The following is a 15,602-nucleotide window of genomic DNA, read 5'->3' as shown; positions in this document are numbered from 1 at the left end:
TGCAGGTGTAATGCGGACAAACTAGCGGGATGTTAGCCAGCTTAAATACTGAGTCTAGAAAACCTTGCAGCGCTCTCAATGGCATAGAGAAAACGCGCTTCACCATCAGTGCGGTAGTAATGGCTAAGTCGCTGAATCGGCGAGGTCTACCACGCTTGCCTTGTTTGTTTTGTAACGAGGTTTAGGCATGAGGCTACGACGATTGATGGGTGTAGCCGATCAGATCGTAGTTTCTTGATTTAGTTTCATCGATTTAAGCAACAAGGCCTGGTGTCGGATTTATCATCGGAGAATCACAAGATATTGACGAAAACCTGACGACGATTCCAGGAACGAGTTCCAATATAACTGCTGATGTGACTGCCGATGCTCTCTTGCTTGGTGTTCAATATCAACATCGTTTTTAACTTTTACTTTGGAGTTCAGAACGTAAAAATTTAGGAATCATATAAAAATTGCAGGGCTCGACAGTGAGTTGAGCCCTTTTCTCATTATTAGCTGTTTTAGCATTATTTAAATAGCTGGAAGCTCATTAAGTAAGAAATAGCTGCTTAGAAAAACGTTTTAATTCAGACGAATTCAACGGTTATGGTTATTAAAAATGAAATTTACAAAGCTTAGTAAAACAATCTGTTTGGCACTGTTTGCCTTACATATCTCTCCATCGTTTGCCCAAGATTCAAACTTGATTCCTGTGACTATCGAAAAAGCGCACAAACAAGCATTCACATCTTCAATCAACGAGGTTGGCAAAATCAGGGCAACGGATTCTGCTGCATTGACATTCAGTGCCTCCGACAAAATTCTCAACATCCATTTCAAAGATGGAGATTCAGTTAAAAAAGGCGAGTTGATCGCTCAATTGGACAATACCAAAGCGAAAGCCGATCTAGACAAAGCAAGAAGCTCTCTAGCGTTAGCAAAGTCGAAATTAAAGCGAGTACAAGAATTACTAAAGAAACAGCCCGACTCTATGTCTCAACAAGATGTGGAAGAACTGGGAGAGCAGGCGAATCTAGCAGCAGCGGATTACCGACAGAAAGAAGCGCTGATGAATGACTATTTATTGGTAGCGCCATTTGATGGGCAGTTAACTAATTTTACCCACTCAGTGGGCAGTAAGATTGATGGCGCAACCGCGTTGGTGAGTTTGATTAAACTCGATCCTGTCGAAGTTCAGTATTCGATTGGACAATCGGATTTAGGCAACGCAAAACTTGGGCAGAATGTCTCTATTCAAGTTGATGCTTTTGTCGATGAAGCATTTTCTGGTGTGGTGGATTACATTGCCCCCGCGGTTGATGAGAGTTCAGGTCGCGTAGAAGTACACGCGCACGTGACCAATCCAGATCATCGTTTAGTTCCGGGTATGTTTGCCAAAGTAAGCCAAATGACGAGCGAAGACACGACTCAAATGGTGGTTTCCCAAAATTCCGTTCAAGCAAAAAATGCACAACGTTTTGTATGGATTGTGAATGGCGAAAAAATCGAGCAACGCATTGTTGAATTGGGCGTGAACACTAACGATGGGTACGTCGTTGTAGAAAACGGATTGAAACTGGGTGATCAGGTCGTAGTGACGGGACAACAGAACCTAAAAAAAGCGTCTCTAGTTAAGGTAATGAACCCTAATGCGGAGCAGAAAACGGTTGAGCTAATAACGGAGCCAATAGACACAGAGGTCACTAAGGCGGCCGTTAAGCACGAGGTAGAAAAGACCGAAACACAGGTTGATGAAGCACATCCGGTTGAGCCTTCGGTTGATTGGACGGAAGCAACAAAAGGTGTAGACGAAGCGATCAATGAAAATAGCGAGCAAGCAGAGACTAGCGCGACTGTTGAGGATTCATCGAGCAAAATCCAAAGCAAGGAAGCCGTAACGAAGGAGAATCTGAATGAAGCTTCCTGAGATTTGTATTAAGCATCCAGTTTTTGCTTCAGTACTGAGTATCGCAATTGTCTTATTTGGCCTGCTGTCATTTCAGAAACTATCGATCCAATATTTCCCTGAACATAAAACACCTTCAGCCACGGTAACGGCTGCGATCAATGGCGCGAGCGCTGAATTTATGTCGCGCAATGTGGCCGACAAACTGATTACTGCGGCAACCGGCCTCGACAGCGTGAAAACCATGACGACGGACTGTCAGGAGGGCACGTGTAATCTAAAAATCATCTTTGAAGATGACATTGATGACGTCGAATACACCAGCTTGATGAACAACCTGCGCAGCAGCGTGGAAGCGATTGGTGATTTCCCGCCAAGTATGACGGATAAGCCAACGGTCACGGATGACTCTTCTGACACCAGTATGCCGAGTAACATCATCACGTTTGTGAATACTGGCAAGATGTCTAAGCAAGACATGTACGACTACATTAGTCAGCAAGTCGTGCCTCAATTTAAGCACATCCAAGGTGTGGGTGGTATTTGGGGACCGTATGGTGGCAGCGAGAAGGCGGTGCGTGTTTGGTTGGAACCGGATCGCATGATGGCGCTCAATATGAGTGCATCCGATGTTGTTGGAACATTGAGCTCATACAATGCAACGTTTACCGCAGGTACCATCAAGGGGCAGGTGCGAGATTTCTCCATTAACCCAGTCAACCAAGTGACCAGTGTTGATGATGTGCGAGATTTGGTGGTTCGTGTCGATAACGGCAAGATCATTCGTGTCGGAGATATTGCTGAAGTCAAAATGGGGGAAGAGAGCCTTACGCCGAGCATTCTTCGTGTAGATGACAATTTAGCGATGTCGATTCAGGTACTGCCACTGAAAAGTGAAAACCCAGTTACAGTTGCAAATAAAGTTAAGAAACAGATTGATGTGATTCAGCCTCAGTTGCCAGAAGGCATTGAGATGAAGATGGTTTATAACCAAGCTGATTTCATTAAAACCGCAATTGACGAAGGTTTCATGACTTTGGTTGAGGCGATTGTTCTTGTTTCAGCCGTTGTCGTGTTGTTCCTTGGTTCAGTTCGTGTGGCGTCTATTCCTATTATCACGATCCCAGTCTGTGTGATTGGTGTGTTTGCAGTTATGCATGTGCTCGGGTTTAGTATCAACGTGCTGACTATCTTGGCCATCATTCTTGCGATTGGTTTAGTCGTCGATGATGCCATTGTAGTGGCTGAAAACTGTTACCGACATATCGAAGAGGGAGAAACCCCTTTTAATGCGGCAATCAAAGGGTGCCGAGAGATCGTCTTTCCTGTGATAGCGATGACGCTGACTTTAGCGGTCGTGTATCTCCCTATTGGTTTGATGTCGGGCTTAACCGCCGATCTATTTAGACAATTTGCTTTCACGTTAGCAGCAGCAGTGATCATCTCTGGGTTTGTGGCTTTAACGCTCTCGCCCATGATGTGTGCTTACTTAATGAAGCCAGTTACAAAGCCGGCAAGGTGGTACAAAAAAGTTGATGCGAAGCTGAATGTTCTGTCTGACTTGTACACCAAGGAACTTAGCAAATGGTTTGAGCGTAAAACACTGATGAGTGGTATTGCCTTGGCATTGATTGCTCTATCTGCTTTGGCGGTTTGGACAATGCCTCAAGTGTTGCTTCCAACGGAAGATACTGGTTTTGTTGAGGTCACTTCAACGCCTCCTACAGGAGTCGGACGTCAGTATCACCTAGACAAGAACGAGCAACTCAACAGTGTGTTCAAAGGTGATAATTCAGTAGAAGCGAATTTATCTTACATCGAAGGGACTCCGACCAATCACGTTTTATTGAAATCATGGGGCGAGCGTGACCAGTCAGCTGATGAGTTGGTGAACGAGTTTATCGCTAAAGCGCAAAGTTCGGTCTCTGCTTATGGCATGTCTTTCAAGGTTCGCTCGGCTGATAACTTGAACATTGCCACTAATATGATCCTAGAGTTAACGACGGTTAACCGTGATACCACCGTATTGTCGGAAACGGCGAATGAGGTGGTGGAGGCGCTTGAGAGTTATGAGGGCGTGACCAACATTAAAAATTCGATGTTGCGTGACCAATTGCGTTATGACTTGTCGATTGACCGCAATGCTATCGTATTGTCTGGTGTGGATTACAGTAACGTAACCAACGCGTTATCGACCTTCCTTGGTTCTGTGAAGGCGGCAGATTTGCAAGCCGATGACGGTTATACATACCCCATTCAAGTTCAAGTTAACCGAAAGGATCTCGGCGACTTTAAGGTTCTCGATAAGCTGTATGTGGATTCACAGTCGGGGCAAAGGCTTCCTTTGTCTCAGTTTGTTTCGATCAAACAAGTGACATCAGAATCTAACTTTAAGACGTTCATGGGTAAAGACAGTGCTGAAATCACCGCGGACTTGATGCCCGGATATACGGCGAGCGACGTGAAGGCATACATTGATGACACGGTACCAAGTCTGTTGAAACCTGCTCAGAGCTACGAGTTCAATGGCGTAGTTAAAGACCTGGTTGATTCAACCGCGGGCGCACAAGTGCTGTTCGTATTGGCGTTGATTTTCATCTTCTTGATCTTGGCGGCGCAGTTTGAAAGCTTTGTCGACCCAATGATCATCTTGCTGACGGTGCCATTGTGTATCGTGGGTGCGATTTTGACGCTGTCGGTATTTGGTCAAAGTCTCAATATTTATTCGAAGATCGGACTGCTGACATTGGTTGGCCTAGTGACCAAACACGGTATTTTGCTGGTGGAGTTTGCCAACGAGAAACGCAAATCTGGCGTGAGTGCAAAAGAAGCGGCGATCAGCAGCGCGCGTTCAAGGCTGCGTCCTATCTTGATGACCTCACTGACGATGATCCTTGGTTCATTGCCATTGGCACTGGCGGATGGCCCGGGTTCCTTAGGTCGAATCAATATTGGTTTGGTTCTGGTCGGTGGCTTGTCTGTCGGAACTTTTTTCTCATTGTTCTTAGTGCCAGTCGCGTATGTCGGTATGGCGAACCTAAAGCAAATGGATTTGTTGACTCGATTGAGAACTAAACCAGCCTAATCTGGCTAATCGATTACGATTAACGTAATTGAAGATACAAAAAAGCGTCCACCAATATTATGGTGGGCGCTTTGTTATTTACTGTATTAGCCGTCTGAACAAGCTAATCCTAATCGAACCGATTAAAACAGAGCGTACTTATCTAGAATGGAGCAAAGTTATCAGGCACAATCGTAGGGACAGTCCAACGCTGATGAGCGTCTACCGATTCCAACCCTGAGTTGTGCTGTGGAATCTGTCCACGGTCGCCATACAACCACAATACCAAGTTCGAACGTTCACCACTTGTTATCGGCAGTGCCGCATGGGCAACGTTTCCTCGATGAATCATAGCGACACCGGGTGTGAATGTCGTTTCGTTCATCTTACCCGTAGCAGGATCATAAAAGTTAAGTTCTGACCCCGAAAACTCTTCATCTGGCATATTTATATTAATGTTGAGCGTGACAGAAGACGCATCAGTATGCAGGCGTAAAGAGGTATCTTTGTTCGCTTGATACTGAATCGAGAACCCAAAAGTTTGCGTATCGTAACCCATGATTTCAGGGAACAATAAGCGAGCGATAGGGCGCATGTAACTGTCGAGTAAATCTCGGTAAAACGCTTGGAAACTTGGCGCGGCTAAATAACCTTCAGATCGGCTGTCTAACATTGCTCCACCACGGTTAAGCACTATGCCGTATGGTGGGCGCAGCGGGATTTGAGCGTAAGAGACCGCTTCCAAGTAATCACGCAACTCAGCGAGACGTTCAGCATCAAAGAACTGAAACTTAAACACCCCAGGAGAGATCTCTTCGAGTAAGTCTTTTACCGCGATTTCTTTCTCTGGATCTTGCCAAGCTTCTCTAACAGCTTCACGCAGGCGGGCATCTAACAGCGAATCGTCGAAACCCAATTGACTGCCTTCCGCGCTTGCTTCCCATTCTTTCCAAGCATCGCTGAACAAGCCCTTATTGTTGTCCCAAAACTGTTGTACAGAAGGAGCTCGTTGAAGCATCGCTTCTCGTGTTGGTAAATCGATGGCACGTGCGCGCTCTAGTTGATTAGATAACATAATGTGTTCGCTCCTTTTGTTTGCTTGCAACCAATCTATTACACCAAGGTTTGTAGATAAACGGGGCGCTGGGCAAAACAGAATTAACGTTTTCTATATAATCAGCGTGAAGGAGGGGTTACTTTAAGAAGCTTTCAGTCCTTGCTTAGGCGAGGTCATTTGAACGCAAGTTTAACTTAGCGAGTTGCGATGTCGTGGGCGTATCAGTGATAAAACAGCGTATGGATGAGATACCCACACGCCGTTTTCAAGTATCAGTAGTGATTCGAGACACAACTGATGGGGTGACTTTCTATCTATGAGTAATCTATCTATGATCAATATTGATCTTCGAGAAGCTGACCGAGAATACTTGACCAGCAAACTCTCTTGAAGGCTTTATTTGGGCGTAAAGACCGGCTTTAAAGTAGTACTCTTCCTCTAACCATGCTTTTGACAACGTAACCTTGTTGCCATCACGATCTTCTGTTTCTATGCCCCATGGTAAGAAATGTTCTGTTAATTCATTATCAATGAGTGTTGAAAGGTAAATACCTTGGTCATCAAGACGAATCGTGTAATCCCAATCCAGGTTTGCTGGTGCAACCCCTAGGTTGACACTGAATGGCTGACAGTCGCTACACATTTTGTTTCCTGGTAGAAATGAATCGTTCAGAACAACGCGTACAGGTTTGTTTTCACCATCCCACTGCAATTTGACCAGCGCTTGCTTAATGTCCTTGCCATGGATTTGACCAAGAACCACTTTAGGGTCGCTGCCTGTCACATCTTTATTCGGAAATTGGTCAACGCTTAACGTCGCTTTTAGTTCGTGTGTTCCGGTTACTGCCCAGTTTTGGTCTTTAGTGCTGCATCGATTTTCGGTATTGAACTTATACAATTCACGAAGTTCCGAACGAGCGTATTTTGTGTTTGCTGTTGTTGAAACTTGACCACCAAGATCAACGGTGAATTTTAGACGTTCTTCGCCATTAACAGACTCACGAGAGAACCAAGGAAGATGAGTGTCGTTGGTTAAGTACTCTTTACCATTACATTCTTGGGGGATGAGCTCGGCAGCGCTGCTACGGCCATTGTTGTAGTAATCGTCACCACTGACTGGAAGGGTGATTTTCCATTGCTCGATGTTCCAATTGCAATCGGTGCATGTTTTAAGCTCTGCTTGTTCGCTTTTAGCATTAGCTTCACAGCCAGCGAGTAATAATCCACTAGAGATAAACGCAGCAACTTTGAGGTATTTTAAAGGTTGTTGATAGTTGAACATAAAAATTTTTTGTAATACAAATGGTGAGCAAACTTTATCGATAAACCATGAGGTTTTCATTGGCTAAAGAGCGGTTTTACATTTTGTTGACAGAGCTTTGAGCTACCGATCCCAAAAACACATCTCAATACAATTTTTCTAGTTATGGAGCTAGAGTCAATAGGTTGGTTTTCTTATACGGCTTAGTAATGATTCTCTGAACGATCATGCAAATCCTTTTGCATGTTCGATGGGGGATGCGTTGTTTAGAAATCGTAGTTGAGGTTCATTGAGCTGTAGATTTCGGCGTTACTTTGGTCTGATGCGACAGTGGTGTTGTAGATGTATTCTGTATCAAAAGTCAGCGCCAAATTGCCCATTAAGATGTTCTTTAGATAGCCTTTGAGGTTGTAATTGGTGTTCTCTTCACCGTAAGCCATGTTAGCGGTTGCCCCCATAGAAAACGTTTCTGTGAGCGTCAGAGAGCCATCAACACTGGCATTGACGATCAGCTCATAGTTCTCTTTGTTCGGGAACTCTTCATCGGAGGACTGGCGTTGACTGATTCGGTAACTCGGACCAGCAGAGCCTTGGAGTTTGATTCTTTCTGTATCATAAAAGTGGCGACCCAACCCTGTAGCCGTTATGAATTGCTTACGATAAGTACCAAAGTGGTCGTGTTCAAAACGTGTTGTCGCGACCAAATAGGTGACTTCGTTCAAGTCATAGCTGATACCATAGTTGGTGGTATAGCGATTGGTGCCGTCTTCGTCGTTTTCTGCATCGGTATAGTAGGTATCAAACTGAACTCGTTGGCCCCAGTTCTCTTTTTGTATCCAACAGAGATTCCAGAGTTGATCGACAAAGATGAACTGGTGTTTTGCGAGTAGATAAACCCGAGCTTGGTCAGGGGCGTAAAAGGGGATTCTTCAGTTTCTTCTTATACCTCAGAAGCTTCGCTTAATACAACGTCGTCCTCGAGTACTACTTCTTCAACCTCTTCTCCAAATACGGGCATAGAGAACGCGATGAGAAATAGAGGCAGCTTTGCTAGGGAGCGTGTGTATAAAACTGTGTTGGTTAATGGGTGCTTAGTTTATGTTCAAAGCGCGCGAACAGTATTTAAATGAAGGTGAATGATCTTTCGTGAGGTTATTTGATATCGGTTTAGGAATATTTGGAGTGGTTGAAAGCAGTGTGATGAGTAGGGAATGCGCACCAATACAGAGAACAGGCGTCCTCTGTGTTGGCTATATGCGGTGCTAGATTCAGCCTGATCTTTGGCGTCTGGCGACCAAAGTGAATCGGTAATCGTTAGATGTGAAGTAGTTGCGGCTGTATTCAAATACTGTGTTGTTAGCTAGGTAACCACGAGTACGTTTTTCAATAATCGGTTGAGCAGGGTCAATACCTAACTGTTTAGCAACGTCTTCAGGCGGAAGAATCGGTACCAATTCCTGCTCACTTCGATCAATCACCATGCCTTTGGTGTTCTCAATAAAGTCGTATTTTGATGTCTGCATCACTTGATAGGTGAGATCTGGGAATAGAGCAACAGGTAACCAAGTTTCTTCAACCGTGATTGGATTGTTGTCTATGAAACGAACACGTTTTACGTAGAAAACCAATTCGCCTTCTTTGATATCTAAATGTTCAGACATCGCCAAAGAACACGGCTTCATTTCGAAGGCCAGAACTTCACTGTGTGTAACCACATCCAAATGCGCCCACTTTTCTTGAAAGCTCGACTGTTTGTAGATGTCGTAATTGATCTTGTTCTCTTTTACGTAAGTGCCGCTGCCTTGAACGCTTTCAAGCTCATCGTTTTCGATCAGTAGTTTCAGTGCTTGCCTAACCGTTACGCGGCTTACCGAGAATACTTCACGCAATTGCGCTTCCGTTGGGAGTGCTTCTCCAACTTTATATTCTCCAGAACTGATCTTTTCTCTTATTGCATCGGCGATTTGGCGATACATAGGGAGTCTTGCCATTTTTGCCTCATTTGTGCGCTAGGACAACTAGACTTTGATTAACAACCTGTACCTTAAATACGTAAATTTGCTCTATATAAGCCTTGCTTTAAAGGTTAGTGTGAGCGTCGTATCGGCGTTTTGTAGTACATATAATACAAATTAAACGATACATAACAAGCTTTCTTAAAGGATTTACCAATACGATTTAAATACAAATTAAATACAAATATGTATTGATGAGATCGTGATCACGGATTAAATGTCTTGAAGTTGTATTATTCTTCTCGTCGACAGGGACGACTGTCGTACTAATCCGTGACTATGGGACAAAGGTTATGAAACTTACTACTCTAACGAATAAGTCGCTCGTAAATCTGCAAACTACGTTTAGCAGTCGAGAAGAAGCGATTTACGCACTTGCTGACCAACTGGATCAGCAAGGCAAACTGCATAACAAGCAAGAGTACCTTGATGCAGTATTTGCTCGTGAAGAGCAAGGCCCGACAGCGCTTGGTGAAGGCCTAGCAGTACCGCATGGCAAGACTGACGCGGTTAAAGAAGCTGGCTTCGCTGTAGCAACGCTTAAAGAAGACATGAAATGGAAAGGCTTGGATGAAGACGAAGATGTAAATCTTATCTTCCTAATTGCGATTCCAAATGCAGAAGCGGGTTCTACCCACATGCATCTGCTCACTGCATTGACAACTACATTGGTTGACGACGATGTTCGCGAAGCGGTATTAAAAGCGACAACGGCTGAAGAAATCTTTGCGCTTCTTGATGGCGACAATCAACAAGAAGAAAAACAAGACAACTTAGATACAAATGCACCGACAATTGTATGCGTTACTGCTTGCCCTGCAGGTATTGCTCATACTTATATGGCGGCAGAATACCTAGAAAAAGCCGGCAAAAAGCTTGGCTACAAGGTTCATGTTGAAAAGCAGGGCGCAAACGGTATTGAAGATCGCTTAACTGCGGAACAACTTAATAATGCTGTAGCGTGTGTGTTTGCTGCTGAAGTTGCGATTAAAGAATCTGAGCGCTTTAATGGCATTCCTCGTGTTGAAACCCCAGTTGCAGAACCGATTAAGCACGGTGAACGCATTCTTAACGAAGCGATTGAAGAGTCGAAAAAAGGTAACGGTGCAGAACGTAAAGTTGCTACCGATGACAAACCGAAGAAACTACCGTTGAAAACTGAGCTTAAACAAGCACTGCTTTCTGGTATTTCTTACGCGGTTCCTCTTATCGTTGCTGGTGGTACTGTTCTTGCGGTTGCTGTTCTTATCGCGCAAATTTTTGACCTGCAAGAGCTCTACGCAACAAAAGATTCTTGGCTATGGATGTATCGCAAACTAGGTGGCGGCCTACTGGGTACATTGATGGTGCCAGTACTGGCGGCTTACACAGCTTACTCATTAGCAGATAAACCGGCACTTGGTCCTGGTTTTGCCGCAGGTATTGCAGCAAACATCATTGGTTCAGGTTTCCTTGGTGGTGTCGTTGGTGGTTTGATTGCGGGTTACGTGATGCGCTGGGTGAAAGAGCATGTTCGCTTGGGCCCTGCATTTAACGGTTTCCTTACTTTCTACCTTTACCCGGTGATTGGTACTTTGGTAGCAGGTAGCTTAATGCTGTTTGTTATCGGTAAACCTGTTGCGTTCCTAAACCAAGGTCTGACGGATTGGTTGAACGGTATGTCAGGCACTAACGCTCTGCTTCTAGGTGCGATTCTTGGCCTGTTTGTATCATTCGACTTGGGTGGTCCGGTAAACAAAGCCGCTTACGCATTCTGTTTAGGTGCAATGGCGAACGGTGTTTATGGCCCATACGCAATCTTTGGTTCAGTAAAAATGGTATCAGCGTTCACCGTAACGGCTTCAACCATGATTGCTCCACGCCTATTCAAAGACTTTGAGATTGAAACCGGTAAATCTACATGGCTACTTGGCCTAGCGGGTATTACCGAAGGTGCAATCCCAATGGCGATTGAAGATCCAATCCGTGTAATCGGTTCATTCTTACTAGGCTCTGTGGTTACAGGTGCGATGGTTGGTGCGGCAGGTATTGGTCTATCGACTCCGGGCGCAGGTATCTTCTCTATCTTCTTGTTACACGATTCCGGTTTGGGCGCATTCTCTGCTGCGGCAATCTGGTTCGGTGCTGCGATTGTCGGCACAGTAATTTCAACCATTACTCTTCTGATGTGGCGTGGTCACGCTGTAAAAAAGGGTAAGTTTGAAGCAAGCACTGCAACACAGAACTAACTGAATTTTGAGTTAGCTCCTAACTCACTGTGAAATCAATATATAAAAAATAATAAACAACTTGGCTGTCCTAAATACCTGTGCTCCTAACGGTTTTATTCACACAGATTCTGGGCGTGGTTTTCTGCACCCTAAATTTAGTGGCAGCCAATTTTAACCCCTTGAAAAACTTTAATTTAGTCGTATTTGAGTTCGAATTTTAGATTTACTCGAAGCGACACATTTAGGTAAATGATTATGACTACATCACGCGTACATATTACTCCACACATGCACTGGGATCGTGAATGGTATTTCACAACAGAAGAGTCTCGTATTCTTCTAGTGAACAACATGGAAGAAATCATGAACCGTCTGGAGAGTGATCCAGAATACAAATACTACGTTCTAGATGGTCAAACCGCCGTTCTAGAAGACTACTTTGCGATCAAACCAGAGAACACAGAACGCGTAAAAGCATTGGTTGAAGCGGGCAAGTTAATTATTGGCCCTTGGTATTCTCAAACCGACACAATGCAAGTTTCTGGTGAGTCAATTGTACGCAACATGATGTATGGTATTCGTGACTGTATGAAGTTTGGCGATGCAATGAAGATTGGTTACCTACCAGATTCATTCAGCATGAGCTCACAGCTGCCAATGATCTACAACGGCTTCGACATCACGCGTGCAATGTTCTGGCGTGGTTGTTCAGAGCGTCATGGCACCAACAAAACAGAATTCTTATGGCAGTCTAATGACGGCAGTGAAGTAACGGCACAAGTGCTTCCGCTGGGTTACGCGATTGGTAAATACCTTCCACAAGACGAAGAAGGCTTGCGTGCTCGTTTAGATAAGTACTTCCCAGTGCTAGAAAAGCCATCGGTGACTAAAGATATCTTGCTACCGAACGGCCACGACCAAATGCCGATTCAAAAAGACATCTTTGAAGTAATGGACAAGCTTCGCGAAATCTACCCAGATCGTGAATTCTCAATGAGCCGTTACGAAGAAGTGTTCGAGAAAGTAGAAGCGGCGCGCGACCAACTCGACACAATCAAAGGCGAGTTCAACGACGGTAAATACATGCGTGTTCACCGTACGATCTCTTCTACGCGTATGGACATCAAACTGATCCACGCAGAAATCGAAAACAAGATTGTAAACATCTTAGAACCGCTAGCGTCTATCGCTTGGACATTAGGTTTTGAATACCACCACGGTTTGATTGAGAAAATGTGGAAAGAGAGCATGAAGAACCACGCTCATGACTCTATTGGTTGCTGTTGTTCAGACAAGGTACACGCTGAAATCTTAAACCGTTACATCCTTGCTGACGACATGGCGACCAACCTGATTCACTTCTACAAGCGTAAGATTGTTGACCACATGCCAGATCGCGAAGGTTGCGACAAACTGGCGATGTTCAACCTTTCTCCATACGAGCGTGAAGAAGTGGTTAACACCACTATCACTATCCGTGCTCAAGAGTTCTCTATCTTTGATGAAAACGAAAACCCAGTTGAGTACTTCATCCAAGACAAGCGCCAAATTGACCCGGGTAAAGTAGACCGTCAAATCGTTCACTACGGTAACTACGACCCGTTCATGGAGTTTGATATTCAAATCAAACGCATTGTGCCAGCGATGGGCTTCACCACGTTACACATCCAAGGTAACGAGAAGGGTGCAGTAAAAGTTGCAGAACAAAAAGACTACTTACTAGAGAACGAGTACTACCGAATCAATGTAAACGACAACGGTACTCTGACTATTTTCGATAAAGAGACAGAGCAAGTATTCGACCAAGTACTTCGTTTGGAAGACGGTTCTGATGACGGTGATGAGTACGATTACTCTCCATCTCGTCAAGAATGGTTACTGTATTCAGACGAGTTCCCAGTCGAAACATCGATTGACCACCAAGGCTTCCAATCGGTAGCGAACATCGCTTTCCGAATGAACGTACCTGCAAACCTTGCAGAGCGTGAAGAACGCACGGGTCAAAACGGATTCGTTGAAGCGCAATGCCAAGTGGTATTGAAGCAAGGTTCTCGCCGCATTGAAGTACGTATGGAACTAGACAACCAAGCCGACGACCACCGTGTACGTGTCTTAGTACCAACGCCATTCGTTTCTGAAACTGTGGTTGCAGACAACCAGTTCGGTTGTATTACTCGACCAACCAATGACCCTGCTATGGCGGTTTGGGAAGAAGAGAAGTGGAAAGAAGCACCGGTTCCGGTTTACCAACTGATGAACTTCGCTGCATTAGAAAACGGCAAAGCGGGCATGGCGATTATGTCGAATGGTCTACGTGAATTTGAGGTGATTGCATCTCAAGGTGACGAAAACCGAGATACCTTCGCACTGACACTGTTCCGTGGTATCGGCGTGTTGGGTAAAGAAGAGCTATTGCTTCGCCCAGGCCGTCCATCAGGCATCAAGATTCCGACACCAGATTCGCAAGTGCGCGGTAAGTTAGTGTGTGAATTCACGTTGTGCGGTTTCTCTGGTAACCATATTGACGCGAACATCATGGCGCAAGCACGTGACAATGTCACTCAAATCGAATGCTACAACAAGATCCCTTACAACGCGATGAAGCTCAACGTGGGTGAGCAGAACCTACCTATGAGTTTTAGCCTTCTGTCTAAGCAACAATCAGGCGTGGTGTTGAGTGTGCTGAAGAAAGCGGAAGACGAAGATGCACTGATCATGCGTGTCTACAACCCGGCAGAATCGGGTTCAGTATCGGATTCAATCTCTTTTACTCAAGCGGTTTCAAGCTGGAAAGAGACAAGCATGGACGAGCGCGTACGCGAAGGTGATGTAGCATCTGAAGAGTTCGGCCAGATAGCACCTTGCCAAGCAAAAACATTCCAAATCAAATTCTAATTTCGATAACCCGCTCACCTTGGTGGGCGGGAATGGTGAACGACAATGAAAATTGTAATTGCCCCTGATTCATTTAAAGAATCACTCGACGCTCATCAAGTTGCGTCTTGTATTGAGCGTGGATTTGCCGATGTTTTCCCTTACGCAGAGTTTGTGAAAATTCCACTCGCCGATGGCGGAGAAGGCACGGTAGACGTGTTGCTAGAGGCGCTCAATGGTAAGAAGCAACGGCTGCACACGACGGATCCAATCGGGCGTGAATGTACGGCTTATTGGGCTTCGTTGGAACAGACTGTTGATGGCGCCAACGTAAAAACTGCCTTGGTGGAATTTGCTCAAGCATCGGGTTTAGACCTATTAACCGTAGAAGAAAGAGCACCGTTAACCGCATCTTCGTTTGGTACTGGGCTATTGATCAAAGATGCACTAGATCAAGGTGTTGAACAAATCATTATTGGTTTGGGCGGCAGCGCAACCAATGATGCAGGTGCTGGCATCTTACAAGCGTTGGGAGGCAAGTTATTAGACAAGCAAGGCAACGAGCTATCTGGTGGCGGCGCCGAATTAAGCCGGTTAGCAAGCATCGATCTTGAAGGACTGCACCCTAGATGCAAAGAAGTGACGTTCGTGGTCGCGTGTGATGTGAATAATCCATTATGTGGCGAAAGCGGAGCCAGTACTGTGTTTGGTCCGCAAAAAGGCGCATCAAAAGCTCAAGTTGAACAACTTGATACTGCGATCGGGCACTTTGCCGATATCGCTCAAGCACATACGGGTACTAATCATCGCGACACAGCTGGATTTGGTGCTGCTGGTGGTACACCTCTGGGGTTAAGTCTTGCATTCAATATCCAAATTAAAGCGGGTATTGAGGTGGTATTAGATGCCTTGGATGCAGATAAGGTTCTTGAAGGTGCTTCACTGGTCGTGACCGGAGAGGGGCAGATGGACAACCAAACCCTGCAAGGTAAAACACCTTTCGGCATCGCTCAGCGAGCTCAAAAGTTGAGTATTCCAACCATTGGAATTGCGGGCTCTTTGGGGCAAGACGTTGAAAAACTTTACGGCTCAATGTCTAGCTTATTTGGAACCGTACGTTCACCTCAGTCTTTAGACCAAGTTTTATCAGAAGCGAATCAAAACCTGACTCGCACTGCCCGTAATATCGCCGCCACGCTCAAGCTTGGTAGCCAGATTTTTAATGAGAAGTAA

At 45.1% G+C, this 15,602-nt stretch carries 8 protein-coding genes and 3 pseudogenes; 6 read left to right on the top strand and 5 right to left on the bottom strand.

Annotated elements, in window-relative coordinates:
- Positions 1 to 172 (bottom strand): annotated as a pseudogene (locus AB4263_RS22490) (transposase); the annotation flags it as partial.
- Positions 173 to 269: 97 nt separating this feature from the next.
- On the opposite strand from AB4263_RS22490, the pseudogene AB4263_RS22485 reads away from it, so the two are divergent.
- The 3 genes and pseudogenes from AB4263_RS22485 to AB4263_RS22475 all read left to right on the top strand — a co-directional run.
- Positions 270 to 407, top strand: a pseudogene (locus AB4263_RS22485) (aromatic hydrocarbon degradation protein); the annotation flags it as partial.
- Positions 408 to 601: 194 nt separating this feature from the next.
- Complete coding sequence (locus AB4263_RS22480) at positions 602 to 1,909, top strand: efflux RND transporter periplasmic adaptor subunit (protein ID WP_136981822.1); 1,308 nt, start codon at positions 602 to 604, stop codon at positions 1,907 to 1,909.
- On the top strand, positions 1,896 to 4,973 hold the full coding sequence (locus AB4263_RS22475) for an efflux RND transporter permease subunit (protein ID WP_372098936.1): 3,078 nt from the start codon (positions 1,896 to 1,898) through the stop codon (positions 4,971 to 4,973). The genes AB4263_RS22480 and AB4263_RS22475 overlap by 14 nt, the downstream gene beginning before the upstream one ends.
- Positions 4,974 to 5,115: 142 nt before the next feature.
- On the opposite strand, the gene AB4263_RS22470 is transcribed toward AB4263_RS22475, so the two are convergent.
- The 4 genes and pseudogenes from AB4263_RS22470 to AB4263_RS22455 all read right to left on the bottom strand — a co-directional run bounded on the left by AB4263_RS22470 (position 5,116) and on the right by AB4263_RS22455 (position 9,261).
- A complete protein-coding gene (locus AB4263_RS22470; RefSeq protein ID WP_372098935.1) occupies positions 5,116 to 6,027 on the bottom strand; it encodes a 2OG-Fe(II) oxygenase in 912 nt (303 codons plus the stop codon).
- A 307-nt stretch (positions 6,028 to 6,334) separates the two neighbouring features.
- Positions 6,335 to 7,351: a polysaccharide lyase family 7 protein gene (locus AB4263_RS22465; RefSeq protein ID WP_372098934.1), complete on the bottom strand. Its 1,017-nt coding sequence runs from the start codon at positions 7,349 to 7,351 to the stop codon at positions 6,335 to 6,337.
- Positions 7,352 to 7,536: 185 nt separating this feature from the next.
- Positions 7,537 to 8,288 (bottom strand): annotated as a pseudogene (locus AB4263_RS22460) (DUF481 domain-containing protein).
- Between the two features lie 250 nt (positions 8,289 to 8,538).
- Positions 8,539 to 9,261: a GntR family transcriptional regulator gene (locus AB4263_RS22455; RefSeq protein ID WP_017070592.1), complete on the bottom strand. Its 723-nt coding sequence runs from the start codon at positions 9,259 to 9,261 to the stop codon at positions 8,539 to 8,541.
- A gap of 317 nt (positions 9,262 to 9,578) precedes the next feature.
- Between AB4263_RS22455 and mngA the strand changes: the two genes are divergently transcribed.
- The 3 genes from mngA (at position 9,579) to AB4263_RS22440 (ending at position 15,602) form a co-directional block, all read left to right on the top strand.
- Positions 9,579 to 11,513 (top strand): PTS 2-O-a-mannosyl-D-glycerate transporter subunit IIABC, encoded by a 1,935-nt coding sequence (gene mngA, locus AB4263_RS22450; RefSeq protein WP_065680000.1) that lies wholly within the window; start codon positions 9,579 to 9,581, stop codon positions 11,511 to 11,513.
- Between the two features lie 237 nt (positions 11,514 to 11,750).
- Positions 11,751 to 14,390, top strand: coding sequence for a mannosylglycerate hydrolase (mngB, locus tag AB4263_RS22445; RefSeq protein WP_372098933.1), 2,640 nt, complete (start codon positions 11,751 to 11,753; stop codon positions 14,388 to 14,390).
- A gap of 45 nt (positions 14,391 to 14,435) precedes the next feature.
- Positions 14,436 to 15,602 carry a glycerate kinase gene (locus AB4263_RS22440; protein WP_229647830.1) on the top strand — a complete coding sequence of 389 codons (1,167 nt, stop codon included), beginning with the start codon at positions 14,436 to 14,438 and terminating at the stop codon, positions 15,600 to 15,602.

This window comes from Vibrio sp. 10N.261.55.C5, assembly GCF_041470505.1.
GTDB lineage: Bacteria > Pseudomonadota > Gammaproteobacteria > Enterobacterales > Vibrionaceae > Vibrio > Vibrio crassostreae_C.
This window is presented reverse-complemented; position numbering and strand designations above follow the sequence as displayed.